The following is a 16,494-nucleotide window of genomic DNA, read 5'->3' as shown; positions in this document are numbered from 1 at the left end:
AGCCGTGGCTGTTACGGCCAGGTGGTGCCTTCGGACCAACCGACGCCCTGGATGTCGGCCTGCAGCGTGCGGTTCATACCGCCGTGCCAGCACGAGAGCGTGATCGTGCCGTTCGCCGGCACGTTGTACCGGTTGTAGGTCGAGGTCTGACCGGACGACGAGCGGTACGGCTGGCCGTTGTCGAGGCAGCGGATCATGTAGCTGCCGGCGGGGACGTTCGCCGTGTTGAGGTTGAGCTTGTAACAGGTATCGGGGTTGCAGTTGCCGGAGTCCGGACCCTGCGACGCCCACCAACGCGGCTGCGGCTTGGCCTGCGCGGTCGCGCCTCTCGTGGGGCTCTCGTTCGACCAGACGCCCGTGCTGTCCTTCGCGCGCGCCTTGATGTTGTGGCTCTCGCTGTACGTACCCACGTTGGTCGAACCGGTCATGCCGACACCCTGCCACCCACCCCCGTCGATGCTGACCTGCACCTCGGTGATCGTTCGTCCGTTGTCTGAGCCGTTCGCGTTCCAGTTCAACCGCACCTGGCTCTCGAGCGACTCCGCGCTGACCTCCGGCGGGTTCGGTTTCCCGTACGGGTTGCCCTTCGCGGCATTCGAGACGGCACCGGCATAGGTCGACCCGTCGAAGTCCGTTGTGGCGAGGCGCGTGACGCCCCGCACCTCGACGGTGTAGTCGCGACCGTTCGTGAGTCCGCCGATGGTCTTGTTGCCCGGCATCGTGTTCCAGTCGCCGCCGTTCAGCCGGTACTGGTAGGTGATCTCGCCAGGAGACGCGCCACCGCTCGACCCCGGACGGTAGTCGATGACCAGTGCCCGATCGGCTTCCTTGGTGACCTTCAGACTCGTCGGCGCGCCCGGTGCGATCACGCCGCGGCGCGGTGCCGACGGGGCGCTCATGTCGCCCCAGCCCGCCTTGTTGTAGGCCTGGATGCGGTAGGTGTACGCCGTCTCCGAGGTGTCGACGACGACCGCCTGGCTCCTCGCCTCGGGGCCGGGGGTGATGGTGCGCACGACCTGGCCGCCGCGCAGCACTTCGAGCTTGTAGCCGCGGATCGCGTCGCCGTTCTTGTCCGGCGGGGTCCAGTTCACCTGCATCTGCGCCTGGTTGCCGACGGGCGAGAGCTCGACCGTCGTCGGGGCAGCCGGAGCCAGCGGAGGTCCGGCCGGAATCTCGGACGCCGACCAGCCGCTCCAGCTGGAGGGGTCGGGCGCCTTGTTGTGCGCCTGCACCTTCACCTGGTAGTCCGAGCCGTTCTCCAGCCCCTCCCACGTGATCGAGTTGCCCGTGACCTCCTTCTGCGTCACGCCGGAAGGCGGCGCGGGCGAGATCTCGAGCGTGTACCGATCGACGGGCGAGCCCGGCGTGGTGGGGGTGACCCACGACACCTGGAGCGACTTGTCGCCGAACTTCAGGGTCGGCGGGTTGGGGGTGTCCGGACGTGCGTCGGGGCGTGCGGGCGCCGACAGGGCGGACGGATCGGACTCGCCGACGCGGTTGGTCGCGGTCACCTGGAACGTGTACTCGACGTTGTTGGTGAGACCGTCGAGCGTGCAGGTGGTGGACTGGCACTCCTTCGTGTACGCGCTGCCGCCGACCGACTTCACGGTGTACTTCGTGATCTCGGCGCCGTTGTTCGATGGTGCCGAGAACGACACCACGACAGTGCGGTCCTGCACGCTCGCGATCACCGGGACGCCCGGCGCATCCGGCACATCCTGCACGGTGACCACGATCTGGCCGTTGACCTCGCGGTCGGCATCCTCGGTCGCATCCTGGATGCGGTAGCGGACGACGAGCGTTCCCACGAACGACTCGTTCGGGGTGACGGTGACCTCGCTGTCGGTGAACGTGACCTCGCCGGAGCCCGACTCCGCGACCGCGGTCACGATCTTCAGCGGTGTCTCGGGGAACGGGTTGTAGTCGTTCGCGAGGGCGGGCACCGTGATGGTCTTGCCCGCATCCGCCTCGGCGACCGTGTCGGTGTTCGCCGCCGGCATCGGCCTCGTCGACGCCGTGACCATGACCTGGACCGTGCCCTCGACCGGTTCGGTCGTGCCGTCGGAGATGCGGATCTTGAGTGCGACGGCGGTGCCCTTCTTGGCATTCGACGCGGCCTCGACGACGAGCTTGTCGTCACCGTCGATGCGGGCGGAGACGCCCTTCTCCTCGCCGCCGACGAGGGAGTAGTCGTGCTTGCCCTCGTCTTCGGGGTCGGGGTCGTCGGTGAGTGCGGCCAGGTCGAGCGAGGTCGCCGGCTCGCCGGGGGCGACGTTGACCTGTCCCTGCACGAAGGTGGGCTGCTGGTTCTCGGGCGGCAGCACGTTGATCGGGATGCTGAGCGTGGCCTTGCGGCCCTCGGGGTCGTCCGGCCCATCGCCGTCGGTCACCTCGAACGTGAGGGAATCCGGTCCGAAGAAGCCCTTGGCCGAGGTGTAGACGAGGGTCTTCGCATCCTTGAGCAGGTCGGAGCCGTCGGCGTGGTTCGCCCTGATCTTCGCCTTCTCAGTGATCACCACGTCGCCGCCGCCGGCGACCGTGACGTACTCCGACAGCGGAACCTCCTCGGTCTCGCCGCTGACGACCTCGAGCGGCTTCGTGGAGGTGAGTGTCGGGCGGAGATCGGCGCGCGACGGCACGAAGATGAATGCCGAAGCCCGCTGGTCATCGCGGTCGACGAGCGTGTAGCGGATCAGCTGCAGCTCGTCGGTGACGGTGACGCGCACCTTGCCGTTCTCGAGCTGCGTTCCCCCTTCACCGACCTCGACAGTGAGGCTGTCGGTGGTGCCGTCGGGGTCCTCGTCGTTGGCGAGGATCTCGAGGTCGGCGCTCAGGCCGCCGTCCTTGAGGTCCACCGGCTGCAGCCGGTCGTCGCGGGCGACCGGCGCCTGCAGCGGAACATCCTCGTCGACCGTGATCTGCAGGGTCGCCGTGGCTTCGGCACCACGCGCGTCGACCGCGGTGTACTGCAGCGAGGTCTCGGTCGGGCCGTTCGGCGCCTGCACGAGCACCCGGTCACCGGAGACGCGCGCCTCCAGCCCGTCGGGAAGCTCGAGGCCGTCCTTGAGGAGCGACACCTTGTCACCCTCGGGGTCCGAGTCGTTCGCGAGCACCGGCACGGCGATCTCGCGGCCCGGTCGCACGACCACCGCGTCCTTCACCGCGTACGGAGGCTGATTGATCTGCTCGGTGGGGGCGATGCCGACGCGGATGGTCGCGATGCCCTCTGCTCCGAGCCGATCGCGCACGCGGTACTTGAACACGTCGACACCGGACGCCCCGTCGGACGCCTCGTACGTGAAGTAGTTCGGGCCGTTCGTGATGCGTCCCTTGGCGGGGCTCGACTCGATGCCCACGAGTTCCACGGAGTCGCCGTCGGTGTCGATGCCGTCGAGGGGCACCGCGATGTTCACCTCGGTGCCGGCGAGGGCGCGGGCGACGAGATCCTGAGGACGGGGAGCTGCGTTGTTCTCCTCGTCGATGGGCAGGATCTGGATCGTGACGTAGCCGGCAGCCTTCTGCTGGCGCGAGTCGGAGACCTCGTACGTGAGGTACACGGTCTTCGCCTCGGGGCCCGCCTTGAAGCGCACCGCGTCCTGCGAGACGAAGGCCTCGCCGTCTTCCGGATCGATGAACGGCTCGATGAGCTCGGGCTCGACGTGCATGACGTCGTCGCTGGGGTGGGTGTCGTTGTCGAGCACCGGGATGGTCACGACGTCGCCGACGCGGACGGTCGCCGTGTCGGGATTCGCGATCGGCTGCAGGAGCTCGTCCGGCGCGGGGATCGGAATGACCACGACCTCGCCCTCGGCCGACTTGGAGCCGTTCGAGATGCGGTACTTGACGCGCACCTGCTCTTCGAGCGCACCCTGATCCGTGATCCGCAACGTCTCGTGGTTGAGCACCGACACCGAGATGCCGCTGTTCGGTTCCAGAGACACCGACTGCACGACGAGGATGCCGCCGGCGGGGTCGGTGTCGTTGTTGAGCACGCCGAGCAGCACATCGCCGCCGGTGGGCAGCAGCGCGACGTCGCGGACGGCCACGGGCGGGAGGTCGGTCTCCGACTCGGGCATCACATCGACGCGGACGATGCCCTCGCCGTTCTTCGGGCCTGTGGTGACCTGGTACTGCACGTAGTAGACGCCGGGCTTCTCCGCCATGAAGGAGAAGGTCTTGTTCGCCGTGTTCGGGACGATCGTCGCCCCGGCCGTGTCGAGCACCCGGCTCAGACGCAGCTGCTCGCGGGAGGTGCTCGTGTCGTTCGCGGTCGGGGCGACGGTGACCTGCTCGCCGGCCCGCGTGATCACGTGGTCGGCGTTGGTCTTGGGGTTCGTCGAGCCCTGCGGGCGCACGTCGAGGGCGATGGTCGCGGTGCCGAGCTTGCCGAAGGCGTCGGCGACGGTGACCTGCACGTCTTTACGCCCCTGCAGGCTCGCGGTCGCCTTGTAGGTGATCTGACCGTCCTTGCTGAAGTCGACCTCGTCGCCGGGGGCGGCGAGCACCTCCTTGAGGTAGATGTCGTCGCCGTCGGGGTCGATCCAGTCCGGCAGGATGTTGTACGAGATCGTGCCGCCGGTCTCGACCGCGAGCGAGGTCTTCCGTTTCGACGTGGGACCGGCGTTCTCGTTCCAGTCGTGCACCGCGAGGGTCACGACCGCGGTGTCCTTGCCCTTGCGTCCGTCGTCGACCTCGTAGGTGAAGCTGGCGGTGCCGGAGGCCTTCTCGCCGACGGTGATCTGCAGCGAGCCCCCGTTGTTGATGGGCTGCACGGTGCCGATGGACGGCTGCGCCTCGGCGAGCGCCGCGACGAGCACGTCACCGTCGGGGTCGTTGTCGTTGTCGAGCACGGGCAGCAGCGTCGTGGCGCCGGGGCGCACGCCGTACGAGTCGTCTTCGGCGATGGGAGGCGTGTTCTCCTCGCTGCGCTCCGGGAGTGTGGTCTCGACCGTCTCCTCGGTCGAGTCCTCCTGGTTCTCCGTCTCGCCCTCGGGCGGCGTCAGGTCGTTCCAGTTGTCGACGCGCTGCAGGCTCTCGTTGGCCATCCAGGCGGCGCCGCCGACGGCGTCGTTGAGGATGATGACGTCGCGGTTGACGCGGAACGTCAAGCTGGCGGATTCCTCGGCGCCGTCGATCGGGGCGTTCACGTCATTGTTCTCGCCGGGGCACTCGCGGATGAAGGTCGCCGATCCCGCCCAGGCCCCGTAGGTGCAGCCGCGGAGCCACACCGGTGCCGCAGCCGTGCCCTCGCCGCCCGCGGAGGTCTGCTCCGGTTCGCCGCCGTCGAGCGGCACGCGCACGAGCGCGGTCGGGGTGGCAATCGCGACGGCGTCGGTCTCGGCCGACGCCTGCTGCAGCACGGCATCCGCCGCGCCCGCGACCTCGGTGCGGAGGCCTCCGGGCGTCGTGACGACTCCGGCCGCCTCGTCGAACACGACAGGGGTGCGTCCGACGGCGGTGATGGTGGGGCGCACCGACAGGTCAAGTTCGCCGACCGACGCGGCCGATGTCTCGCCCGGCGCACCTTCGTTGTCGACCGGGACCGTGACGACCTCGCCGCGTTCTCCGGAGAGGGCGAAGACGGTGCCGTCGTCGGCGACCGTGACGTCGGAGTTCTCGCCGAGCTCGGCGATGGGCTCCGCCGCCTCGATCTCGAAGGAGGCTATGCCCTTGACCGGCACGACCCACAGGTCACCGGACTTCTCATCGAGGATGGCCGCGGTGTTCGCCCCCATGGCGACCTTGGCCGACGAGGGGATGATCGTGGAGTCGCCGAGCGAGACCCGGGCCGGATCGATCGCGGTCACGGTGGACGCGCTCTGGTCGACGACGAGCACGTTGGCGGCGGCCTGGAGGATGTCGTAGTTCTCGCTGGTGGTGCGCAGACCGCCGTCGAGGATCGTGGACTCGTGGTTGAAGTGGCCGACGAGCAGGCTCGAGGTCTTGGTGATCCAGACGCCGCCGTCGTTCAGGTCGACCTTGGTGGTCGGGAAGCCCTCATAGGTGAAGGCCATGGTCGTGATGGCGATGACGCCGACGGTGACGCCGGCGGCGGACGCCAGCGTCTTGGGTCGCGCGCGCATCCATGACAAGGCCTTCATGCCCGGTTCCCCCCCAGGGTCACACTCTCCGATTACTCATGCGCAGGCCCGACTGGCCGCTGAGCACTCGTACATCCTAACCGCGTCGCGGAATATCACTCGATGGGCAGATATCCCCATCACCCTCCGTTACGCGCGCCAGCATCCTGCCATGTGATCGTCGACCATCCCGGCCGACTGCATGAGGGCATACATGGTGGTCGGCCCGACGAAGCGGAACCCGCGTCGACGCAGCTCTTTACTCATCGCCGTCGACTCCGGCGTGACCGCCGGAACCTCGGCGAACGACGCCGGGCGCGTGCCGGATGCCGCCGGCGCGAACGACCACATCAGCTCGTCGAGTTCGCCCTCCGCCATCGCGCGCACCAGGCGGGCGTTGCCGATGGTGGCCAGGATCTTGGCGCGGTTGCGGATGATGCCGGCATCCGCCATGAGCCGCTCGACATCGGCCTCATCGAACTCCGACACGGTCTCGGGCTCGAAACCGGCGAACACCTCGCGGAACCGCGGACGCTTGCGCAGGATGGTGATCCACGAGAGTCCGGCCTGGAAGCCCTCGAGCGCCATCTTCTCGAACAGGGCGCGGTCGCCGTGCAGGGGCACACCCCACTCCTCGTCGTGGTAGCGGCGGTACTCGACGTCGTCGCCCACCCAGGCGCAGCGGTCGCGGGCATCGGGGCCCGTGAGAAGAGAGGTCATGCCCTCAGGCTATCCGCGGCGGCGGACATGACATGCGCGAGTGCTATGCCACCCCCACGAGGCTGCTCCGGCACTCCTTGAACTTGTCCCAGTCCGTCGCCCCTTTCGACGCCGCGAAGATCTCGAACGCCTTCCCCTGCACATCGAAGAGCGATTTCGACGGATCCACGAAGCGCACGGGCTCCTCCTGGCTGAGGGCGTCGAAGTACACCGCCATGAAGGCGATCTTCCGGCCCCACTCCCGCAGATAGCCGTCTTTCTCGAGGCGCTGGAACGTCGCTGTCATCTCATCCCTGGTCTGCTTCGCGACGTTCGGGAGACTGATCGCGCCGGCGATGAGCCCGATGATCGCCGCCGCGAGCGTGAGTCCGAGCGCGACGAAGTTGAGCGAGGATGCCGTGAACAAGGACATGGCGATCCCCACTCCGATTCCTGACGCCACGACGGCGATGCCGTCCGAGACGAGCCACAGCCAGGTGGAAGCCCCGACCATGCCGCCGCTGGCGACGATCGCAGCGATGTCCGAGCTGACGAACAGCAGATCCGCGATGAGGCCCGCCCCCGCGAGCGACGCGGTGAAGACCTTCGACGCCAGGGAGGCGGACGGTTTCGCAAGGATGGCTCCCTGCTCGATGGACGCCTGCTCCACGATGCGCGTGCTCGCGGTCTCGACTGCGCTAGTGAGAGCCTGCGTGGCGACGGCACGCTGAGCGGAAGGCACCTTGGCGCCGGCCTCCGCCGAGGCCTGTGTGAAGAACACCGTCACCGTGTCCTCGGCGGTATCGACGAGTTTGCCGGAGGTACCGGACATCGCGTCGGCGAAGCTCGTCGACGCCGCCTGCGCCTCGGTCGAGATGTCTGCAGCGGGCCGCGCCGCGCTCCACATCGCTCCCGTCGTCATCTCGTACGTCTCGGGAGAGACAGTGTTCCAACTGAGGATCCGAGCCGCCGTGCGCGCCGCTGTCGGAGCCGCCGTCAGGAACGACATCGTCAGGTTCCTGAGCGCTCCGAACGACGAGTACACAGCGACGATGCGCGCGGTGAAGCCGATGGCCTGAGCCGGAGAGACCTCGCCTTTGCCGATGGCATCGTGGAGCAGCAGGGACTCGAGCACGAGTCGCGTGACTCCGATCACCGCCGAGATGCTGCCGAGGATCCCGCTGCTGTTGAACGCGAGCAACGCAGTGCTCAACTTCGCCTTGACGGTCGTGTTGTCGGTGATCAGCTTGCCTCCGGCACCGAGGGCCTCATTGATCTGATCGTCCGTGAAGATCCCGCTCGACTTGCCGAGATACTCGAACGAGGTCAGCCGCATGAAGACGTTCCTGATCGCCACGCTCTGCTCGAGTCCGGGAACATCCTCGGGCTTCTCGGTGAACAGGGTGAGGAGGGCATCGAAGGATGCGAGGACGCTCTTCACGCTCGAGGACGAAGACCCGGCGACGGTCGCCCGGGCCTTCGCGAGAATGTAGTGCTGGATGGCCTGATCGTAGGCAGCGACCGGCTCCGGGTATTTGCCGGCGAGCATGTCGTCGAAGGGTGTGGCCAAGTACGCGCTCGCCTGGACTGCTCCCACACGAAGCGAGAGTCCCTCGTTGAGGATGTTCAGTGTCTCGGACTCTTTGGCATGCCAGTACTTCTCGGCGTCTCGGAGGGAGTCGTCGACGTTCACCTCGCGAAGGTAGTTCTGGTATCCGGTGGTCGAGCGCGCGTCGAAGAGCGTCTGCGCCCACTGCTGCGATGGCGGCGTCTTCCCCCCGGACGTCGACGCCAGCGAGTTGGTCGCCCCGATGCAGAAGTTGCTGTAGTCGCACACGACCGCGCGGTTCGACAGCGCGCTGCTCAGGACTCGCAGCGCCTCGGCCTGACCGGAGCCAGGTGTATTGGTCGTGCCGTTGACGATGTATGTCATATCCGACGGGTACACAGGGAAGCTGTACCCTCCGCCCGCTACTCCGCTGATCGTGTTAGGGGTGGTGTACTGCGCATTCCCCAGAATCCCCGTCGCGCACAGCTTCAGGCAGTTCGACGCGTTCGCGAAGAGTGCGCGATTCAGGACGGCCGCCTTGCCACTGTCCGAGCCTGCGTCGGGGTCGGTGTCGGCGGCGTTGTGAGCATTCGCGTCAACACTGAACTGCAGCGCCTTGCTCCACGACACATTCGTGTCCTTGGCGTAGGCCGCCGCGAGATCCATGACCGCGACCGCGCCGATCGGGGTCTTCCCGTCGGCAGAGATGGTCCCGGCCACATCCGAAAGCTCCGTCGTCGGCACCTTGAATTTCGTGCGGAGCGCATTCAACTTCTGGGTGGTCTCGTCGGTGGGCTTCGCGACGGTGGGCGCCGGTGCAGCCCCGTCGACCGCAGCCTGCAGCGGGCCCCCACCGAGAGCGCGACGAGCTGTCGGATCAGTTGCCGGAAGCCTCAACTGCACGGCGGCAGATGCCGCCGACACGACCGCGAAACCGATGAACTCTCGCCGACCAAAACCAGGGCACATGCAATCTCCGATCTCCGATTCGTCGACACACCTCGAGGCGGTGGCCGCGTGTAATGTTACACAACGGAGATCGGAGCTGACCCCTATACCGAGATTAAGGCGTATAATGCCGAAATTCAGGCGAAGGTGGCCGCGTCGATCACGAACCGGTACCGCACGTCGGACGCGAGAACGCGCTCGTAGGCGGCGTTGATCTCGGAGGCCGGGATCACCTCGATCTCGGCGGCGAGACCGTGCTCGGCGCAGAAGTCGAGCATCTCCTGCGTCTCGCGGATGCCGCCGATGTTGCTGCCGGCGAGCGAGCGTCGGCCGCCGATCAGCGACATGACTCCGACCGACAGCGGTTCGGCAGGCGCGCCGACGCACACGAGCGCACCACCGACGTCGAGCAGGCTCAGGTACGAGCGCACATCGATCACGGCGCTCACGGTGTTGAGGATCACGTCGAACGAGGAGCGCAGCTCGCGGAAGGTGTCCCGGTCACTCGTGGCGCGATAGTGGTCGGCGCCGAGCCGCAGGCCGTCGTCCTTCTTGTTCAGGGTCTGCGAGAGCACGGTCACCTCGGCGCCGAGTGCGTGCGCGATCTGCACGCCCATGTGGCCCAGCCCACCGAGGCCGACGACCGCGACGCGGGTGCCGGGACCGACGTTCCAGTGCCGCAGCGGCGAGTAGGTCGTGATGCCGGCGCACAGCAGGGGCGCGGCGACATCCAGCGGCAGGGCATCCGGGATGCGCAGGACGAACTTCTCGGTCACCACGACCTGCTCGGCGTAGCCTCCCTGCGTGACGGTGCCGTCGCGGTCCGAGCTGCCGTAGGTCTGCACCGCACCCTCGGTGCAGTACTGCTCCTCGCCGCGCAGGCAGTTGCGGCACTCGCCGCACGAGTTCACCAGGCATCCGACGCCGACGCGGTCGCCGACCGCGTGCCGGGTGACGGCCTCTCCCACGGCAGCGACCGTCCCGGTGATCTCGTGCCCCGGAGCGAGCGGGTACCTCTGCGGACCCCAGTCGCCGCGCACGGTGTGGATGTCGGAGTGGCAGATGCCGGCGAACGCGATGTCGATGAGCACGTCGAGCGGGCCGAGGTCACGTCGTTCGATGACGGTCTTCTCCAGCGGGGCGGCTTCGCGGGGTGCGGCGTAGGCGTTGACGCGGGTCACGGGGACTCCTTCTTCTGGGGTTCGATCCACCCTACGCACCCGCTGCCGTCAAGGCCCCTGACGGTCGATGCGAACGGTCCGTACCCTCGACATCATGAGCATCCACACCGACCGGATCGAACAGTACCTCGCGCGCTATGCGGCATCCCTGACGGAGTTCGACGCCGAAGCCGCCGTCGAGCTGTGGTCGACCCCCGGCATGATCGCCGACGATCGGGTCTCCGGCGTCTTGGACACCCGGGAGGAGATGGTCGCGGGGCTGAAGCAGTCCTATCCCCTGTACCGGGAGCTCGGCCTCGCCTCCGTCGGGCACGAGCTCCTCGACGCGAACGAATTGTCCGATCGGCTCGTGCTGGTGAAGGTGCGTTGGCTGTTCCGCGACGCCGACGGCAAACTGCTGACCGACGCGACCAGCTACTACCTGCTGCGCGACGACGACGCCGCGGGGCTGCAGGCGTGCGTCTGCGTCGAGACGGATTCCGCCGAGCACCTTCAGGCGCTGGCCGTCGAACGCGGCATCGACCTCACGAAGTGGTCATCCTGACCGGCGCCCCGCCGCCGAGCGATCAGCGCTGCTTCTTCTTGAGCGCCTTCTCCTGGATGGGCGCCTTGCCCGTGGCGGCGAGGTCGGCGTAGTACGCCCGGGCCTCGTCCTGGCGCTGCTTCTCGATGCCGCTCGCGATCGGCGCCCGCACGTGCTCGGGCTCGTAGCCGAACGCGTTCACCAGGTCGAGGGCATGGGGGCGCAGCCGCGCGCACAGCCGGTCGATGTAGCTCGACACGGCGGCGGCGCGCTGGGTCGACAGGCGTCCGTTGATCAGGTGCCAGGCGAGGTGCTTCTCGATGAGCTGCAGACCGAACAGGTCGCGCAGCCACGTGAGCACCTTCTTGGTGTCGGCGTCGTCGATCTGGTGCACGGCGTCGGTGAACGCCTCCCACTGCAGCAGCTCTCCGTGCGCGCGGGCGGCTTCGATGAGCTCGGCCTGGTTCTCGTTGAACAGGCGGGCGCCGAGGGCCTTGTCCTTCGCGCCGGGGCGCAGGCGGGAGGCGATGTCGGCCACCATCTGCTGCACGCGTCCGGCGAGGAGATCGTGCTGCTGCTCTTCGCGGAGACCCCGCTCGACCGAACGGCTCACCTGGCCGAAGTCGGAGACGGCCTGGCCCAGCTGACGGAGTCCGGCGCCGTGGAACAGCTTGCCCGCGGTCATCCCGACGGCGAACTTGGCGAGGGCCGCGGCATCCTTGCCCTGGAACTGCTTGGCGTAGTCGGTCAGCAGACGCTTGCCCACCAGCTGCAGCAGGACGTTGTTGTCGCCCTCGAACGTCACGTAGATGTCGAGGTCGGCGCGCAGGCCCACCAGGCGGTTCTCGAACATGAAGCCGGCCCCGCCGGTGGCCTCGCGGGCCTCCTGCAGCGTGTCGAGGGCATGCCAGGTCGACAGCGGCTTGAGAGCGGCGGCCAGCGTCTCGAGGTCCTCGCGGTCGGCGGGGGTGTCGGTGCGACCCGAGAACACGCCGTCGAACTTCTGCAGGAACTCGTCGTGCGCGAAGATCTGCGCGTACGTGGTCGCCAGGCGCGGCAGCAGACGGCGCTGGTGCTTGCCGTAGTCCATGAGCACGACCTCCTGCCCGTCCGCGCCGTCGAACTGGCGACGCTGGGTGGCGTAGGTGATCGCGATGTGCAGGCCGAGCGCGGAAGCCCAGGATGCTGCGCCGTCGAGCGACACGCGTCCCTGCACCAGGGTGCCGAGCATCGTGAAGAAGCGGCGGCCGGGGCTGTCGATCGCGCTGGAGTAGGTGCCGTCGACGGCCACGTCGCCGTAGCGGTTGAGCAGGTTGGTGCGCGGGATGCGCACGTGGTCGAATGAGAGGCGTCCGTTGTCGATGCCGTTGAGGCCGCCCTTGAGACCGTCGTCCTCGCGGCCGATACCGGGGAAGTCGACGCCGTCCTCACCGCGCAGCGGCACGTAGAAGCAGTGCACCCCGTGGTTCACGCCGTTGGTGATCAGCTGCGCGAACACGGTCGCCGCGACACCGTGCAGCGCGGCGTTGCCGAGGTACTCCTTGGTGGCCGCCCGGAACGGGGTGTTGATGACGAACTCCTCGGTCGCCGCGTCGTAGGTCGCGGTCGTCCCGACGGCGGCGACATCCGAGCCGTGGCCGATCTCGGTCATCGCGAAGGCGCCGGGGATCGAGAGGTCCATGATTCCGGGGAGCCACTTCTCGTGGTGCTCCGCGGTGCCGAGCTGCAGCACGGCCGAACCGAAGAGCCCCCACTGCACGCCCGACTTGATCTGCAGGCTGGGGTCGGCGACCACGAGCTCTTCGAAGCCGGCAATGTTGGCGCCGTTGTTCTCCTCGCCGCCGAGCGACTTGGGGAACGCACGGTGCACGGCCTTGTTCTCGACCAGCAGGTGCAGCTGGCTGAGCACACGCTCGCGGTGCTCGTCCTTACCGAGCTCGTCCTTGCGCCAGAACGCCGAGTCCTTGATCATCTCGCGCGCCTGACGGCGCACGTCGCCCCAGGTGCCCATCAGGGCCTCGTTGACTCGGGCGACGTCGAGCTGCGGGGCGAGCGCGGTCGCGGGCGATTCATCGGGTGTCGTCGAAGGACGGACGGCAGCGTCGACCATGGCATTCCTCCAGGGAAGTAGGGGTGCCTCCATGGTAGGTCTGCGACAAACCCGGGCGAACTCCGCTGTGAGCATCCTCCAACCGCGTGCGGGCATATCCCGGCGTTCCGTTGTCGCCTCGCGACAGGGCGACCGCGACAAAGGCTCAACGAGTGCGGAGATGTTCCCGCAGTCCGGGGATCGCGAAGTCGACGCGACCGTGGCCCGCTGGTTGGATCAGGCCCGCAGCGATGAGCCGCGCGCGGTAGTTGCCGACCGTGTTCTTCTTATCACCGAGGCGACGGCCAATGTCTGCCGCGGTCGCAGGGATATCGTCTTCGGCCATCGCTCTGAGGAAGTCGAGGTCCTTCGGGGAGACAGCGGACAGTGCAGCCTCGATGACCACACGGGCATTTCTGCGGTGTGCGGCAGACAGCGCCAGGTCGACGTCTTCGGCGCCGAGCGGTCGATCCGTCGATTCGGCCACCTGCCACAGGTGATAACCGATCAGCTGGATCAGAAACGGATAGCCGCCCGTCGACTCTGCCGCGGCCCTGATCAGCACAGGATCGAGTGGCGTGTCCCAGACGGCGAAGATGTCTGCGAATGAGTTCTCGACTTCGTCGATGGCTGCAGCGTGCAGATCGATCCGATCCGCCCGCCGCAGGAAGGTCGCGACCCCCTCGTTGAGGAGATCGGACACCGCCGCGGGGAGGCCCGCGAAGAGGAGCGCGATCGGGAGACCATCGCGGATGTAATGCTGGACCGAGGCTGCGAGCTGAGCGAGTTCATCCCGGTCTGCCCCGTGGATCTCATCCAGGGTGATGACCAGCCCGGTTCCGTTCTCGTCGAGCTGTCGGAGAAGTTTCTCGCCGACCTGTCGCCATCCTGCTTGCTGTTCGGGAGGGAGCTGCGTCGTGATGGAGAAGCCTGCGGCGCCGATACCGGTGATCCGCCTTCCGGCCGGACCCTGCCCCTGTTCTTCTGCGGCGGCGCGCATCGCCTCGCCGATGCGACCCAGGAAGCCACGGGTCGCGGTCTCCGAGACAACCATCCAGCCGTGAGTGAGCGCCGCGTCCTCGGCTTCACCGAGCATGACGGTCTTGCCGATGCCTCGCGCGCCGGTGAAGATGGTCAGCAGCCCCGGCGCCCCGGAGCGGATGCGGAGCCCGTAGCGGAACTCATCGAGGATCCCGGCACGACCGATCAACTGCGGAGGCTCGGCTCCGGCTGTCGGGCGGAAGGGATTCACGCCGATCATCGCTGCCCTTCTGTGAACTCTTGTGTACCCAGTGTACTTAGGTGTTCTTGCCGATCTCCCGACCGCACGCTATGGGTCTATGCGATTGGGCCGCGGCGGTCAGGCGGCGGCGATGACCGCCAGCACGCCCTCGCCGTAGGCCTCGCGCTTCTTGGCGCCGATGCCCGTGATGCCGTCGAGATCCTTGAGAGATGCCGGCCGGTGCTCGGCGAGCGCGCGCAGGGTCGCGTCGCCGAACACGATGTACGCGGGCACACCCTGCTCGCGAGCGGTCTCGGCCCGCCAGGCGCGCAGCGCCTCGAACAGGCCGCGATCACCGGCATCCAGCGCATCGGCGGCACTCGCCTTGCGCGCCCGCGACGACGAGGCCGGACGCCCGATCGTGTCCTTGCGCAGCGGCACGGCGGTCTCGCCCCGTAGCACTCCCGCCGCCTGCTCACCGGGCGCGAGGGTGCCGTAGTCGCCCTGGGCGACCAGGATGCCGCGGGCCAGCAGCTGCCGCACGACGCTGCGCCAGTCCTGGTCGGAGAGGTCGTTGCCGATGCTGTACGTCGCGAGCTTTTCGTGCCCCTGCTGCCGGATGCGCTCGGTCGAGGCGCCGCGGAGGATGTCGATGAGGTGCCCGGCGCCGAACGACTGGTTGCGCTCGCGCTTGAGCCGAACGATCGTCGAGAGCAGCTTCTGTGCCGGCACGAGGCCGTCGAACGTCTCGGTGTCGTCGAGGCAGGTGTCACAGTTGCCGCAGGGCTGCGACTCCTGGCCGAAGTACCCGAGCAGGTTCTGGCGGCGGCACTCGACCGTCTCGCACAGCGCGAGCATGGCGTCGAGGTGCTGCCCCATCCGCATCTTGAAGGTGCGGTCGCCGGGGCTCTGGTCGATGAGCCGGCGCTGCTGCACGACGTCACCGAGGCCGTATGCCATCCACGCCACCGCGGGCTCGCCGTCGCGTCCGGCACGACCGGTCTCCTGGTAGTACCCCTCGACCGATTTCGGCAGGTCGATGTGCGCGACGAAGCGCACGTCGGGCTTGTCGATGCCCATGCCGAATGCGATGGTCGCGACCATGACCACACCGTCTTCCCGGAGGAAGCGCGCCTGGTTGGCGGCCCGCACCTCGGCGGGAAGACCCGCGTGATACGGCAGTGCGTCGAGCCCCTGCGCGGCGAGATAGGTCGCCGTCTGCTCGACCGACTTGCGGCTGAGCGCGTAGACGATGCCCGCGGGCTGCGCGCTGTCGTCGCTCGCCGGGGTCTGCGCCTTGATGAAGGCGACCAGCTGCTTTCGCGGGTCGACCTTGGGCACGATCCGGTACTGGATGTTCGGGCGGTCGAAGCTCGCGACGAAGTGCTTCGCGGTGTCGAGGCGCAGCCGCTCGGTGATCTCCTTGTGCGTCGCGGCGGTCGCCGTGGCCGTGAGCGCCATGCGCGGCACCCCGGGGAACCGCTCGCCCAGGTCGCCGAGGGTGAGGTAGTCGGGGCGGAAGTCGTGGCCCCACTGCGACACACAGTGGGCCTCGTCGATCGCGATCACGCTGAGCGTTCCGCGCTGCAGAAGCGCCGTCGTCTGCGCGTTCGACAGACGCTCGGGGGCGACGTAGATGAGGTCGAGCTCGCCGGCGAGGTAGGCCCGCTCGACCTCGCGACGCTCGTCGATCGCCTGCGTGGAGTTGAGGTAGGCCGCGTTGACGCCGTTGGCCCGCAGCGCGTCGACCTGGTCGTGCATGAGCGCGATGAGGGGGCTGATCACGAGACCCGTGCCTTCGCGCACGAGTGCAGGCACCTGGTACGTGATGCTCTTTCCGCCACCGGTCGGCATCAGGACGACGGCGTCGCCGCCCGCGATGACCTGCTCGACGATGTGGGCCTGGTCGCCGCGGAACTCGTCGTAGCCGAACACCGTGTGCAGCGCCTCGCGCGCGGTCGGATAGCGGCTCGGAGTGGCCTGACGCACGGCGGGCGCACGGCCGGCGGAGGGAGCCGAGGCCACCGGAGTGACCGGCCCCTGTCCCCAATCGAGCGGCGGTTCATAGCCCGAGCCCTGCGGCTCCCAGTCCATGGGCTCCGGAGGAGCGGACGACTCCCACCCGTCGTCGTACGGCTCGTCGGCGTACGGCAGATCCGCGTACGGGTCACGGGGAGTCTGCGGCATCCCTCCAGCGTAACGA

Annotated in this window: 8 protein-coding genes; 1 reads left to right on the top strand and 7 read right to left on the bottom strand. The window is 68.1% G+C overall.

Going from position 1 to position 16,494, the window contains the following annotated elements; all coding sequences use genetic code 11:
* Nucleotides 1-11: 11 nt before the first annotated feature.
* The 4 genes from ACCO44_RS02915 to ACCO44_RS02900 form a co-directional block, all read right to left on the bottom strand.
* The gene (locus tag ACCO44_RS02915; RefSeq protein WP_372468272.1) at nucleotides 12-6,101 is read right to left on the bottom strand and encodes an Ig-like domain-containing protein; all 6,090 of its coding nucleotides are present in this window, start codon (nucleotides 6,099-6,101) and stop codon (nucleotides 12-14) included.
* Between the two features lie 129 nt (nucleotides 6,102-6,230).
* Complete coding sequence (locus ACCO44_RS02910; RefSeq protein ID WP_372468270.1) at nucleotides 6,231-6,800, bottom strand: DNA-3-methyladenine glycosylase I; 570 nt, start codon at nucleotides 6,798-6,800, stop codon at nucleotides 6,231-6,233.
* 43 nt (nucleotides 6,801-6,843) lie between these two features.
* Entirely contained in the window at nucleotides 6,844-9,297 is a 2,454-nt protein-coding gene (locus ACCO44_RS02905) for a hypothetical protein (RefSeq protein ID WP_372468268.1), read from the bottom strand.
* Between the two features lie 116 nt (nucleotides 9,298-9,413).
* A complete protein-coding gene (locus ACCO44_RS02900; protein WP_105712056.1) occupies nucleotides 9,414-10,457 on the bottom strand; it encodes an NAD(P)-dependent alcohol dehydrogenase in 1,044 nt (347 codons plus the stop codon).
* Nucleotides 10,458-10,551: 94 nt separating this feature from the next.
* On the opposite strand from ACCO44_RS02900, the gene ACCO44_RS02895 reads away from it, so the two are divergent.
* Nucleotides 10,552-11,001, top strand: a complete 450-nt coding sequence (locus tag ACCO44_RS02895) for a hypothetical protein (RefSeq protein WP_105712087.1) — start codon at nucleotides 10,552-10,554, stop codon at nucleotides 10,999-11,001.
* Nucleotides 11,002-11,023: 22 nt separating this feature from the next.
* On the opposite strand, the gene ACCO44_RS02890 is transcribed toward ACCO44_RS02895, so the two are convergent.
* From ACCO44_RS02890 to recQ, 3 genes are all read right to left on the bottom strand, one after another.
* Complete coding sequence (locus ACCO44_RS02890; RefSeq protein ID WP_372468266.1) at nucleotides 11,024-13,090, bottom strand: acyl-CoA dehydrogenase; 2,067 nt, start codon at nucleotides 13,088-13,090, stop codon at nucleotides 11,024-11,026.
* Between the two features lie 145 nt (nucleotides 13,091-13,235).
* The gene (locus ACCO44_RS02885; RefSeq protein ID WP_029261306.1) at nucleotides 13,236-14,330 is read right to left on the bottom strand and encodes an ATP-binding protein; all 1,095 of its coding nucleotides are present in this window, start codon (nucleotides 14,328-14,330) and stop codon (nucleotides 13,236-13,238) included.
* 99 nt (nucleotides 14,331-14,429) lie between these two features.
* The gene (recQ, locus tag ACCO44_RS02880) at nucleotides 14,430-16,478 is read right to left on the bottom strand and encodes a DNA helicase RecQ (protein WP_372468265.1); all 2,049 of its coding nucleotides are present in this window, start codon (nucleotides 16,476-16,478) and stop codon (nucleotides 14,430-14,432) included.
* Between the last annotated feature and the right edge of the window lie 16 nt (nucleotides 16,479-16,494).

This window comes from Microbacterium maritypicum, assembly GCF_041529975.1.
GTDB lineage: Bacteria > Actinomycetota > Actinomycetes > Actinomycetales > Microbacteriaceae > Microbacterium.
Note: the sequence above shows the minus strand (reverse complement) of the source record. Positions and strands in the feature narration are given on the sequence as shown.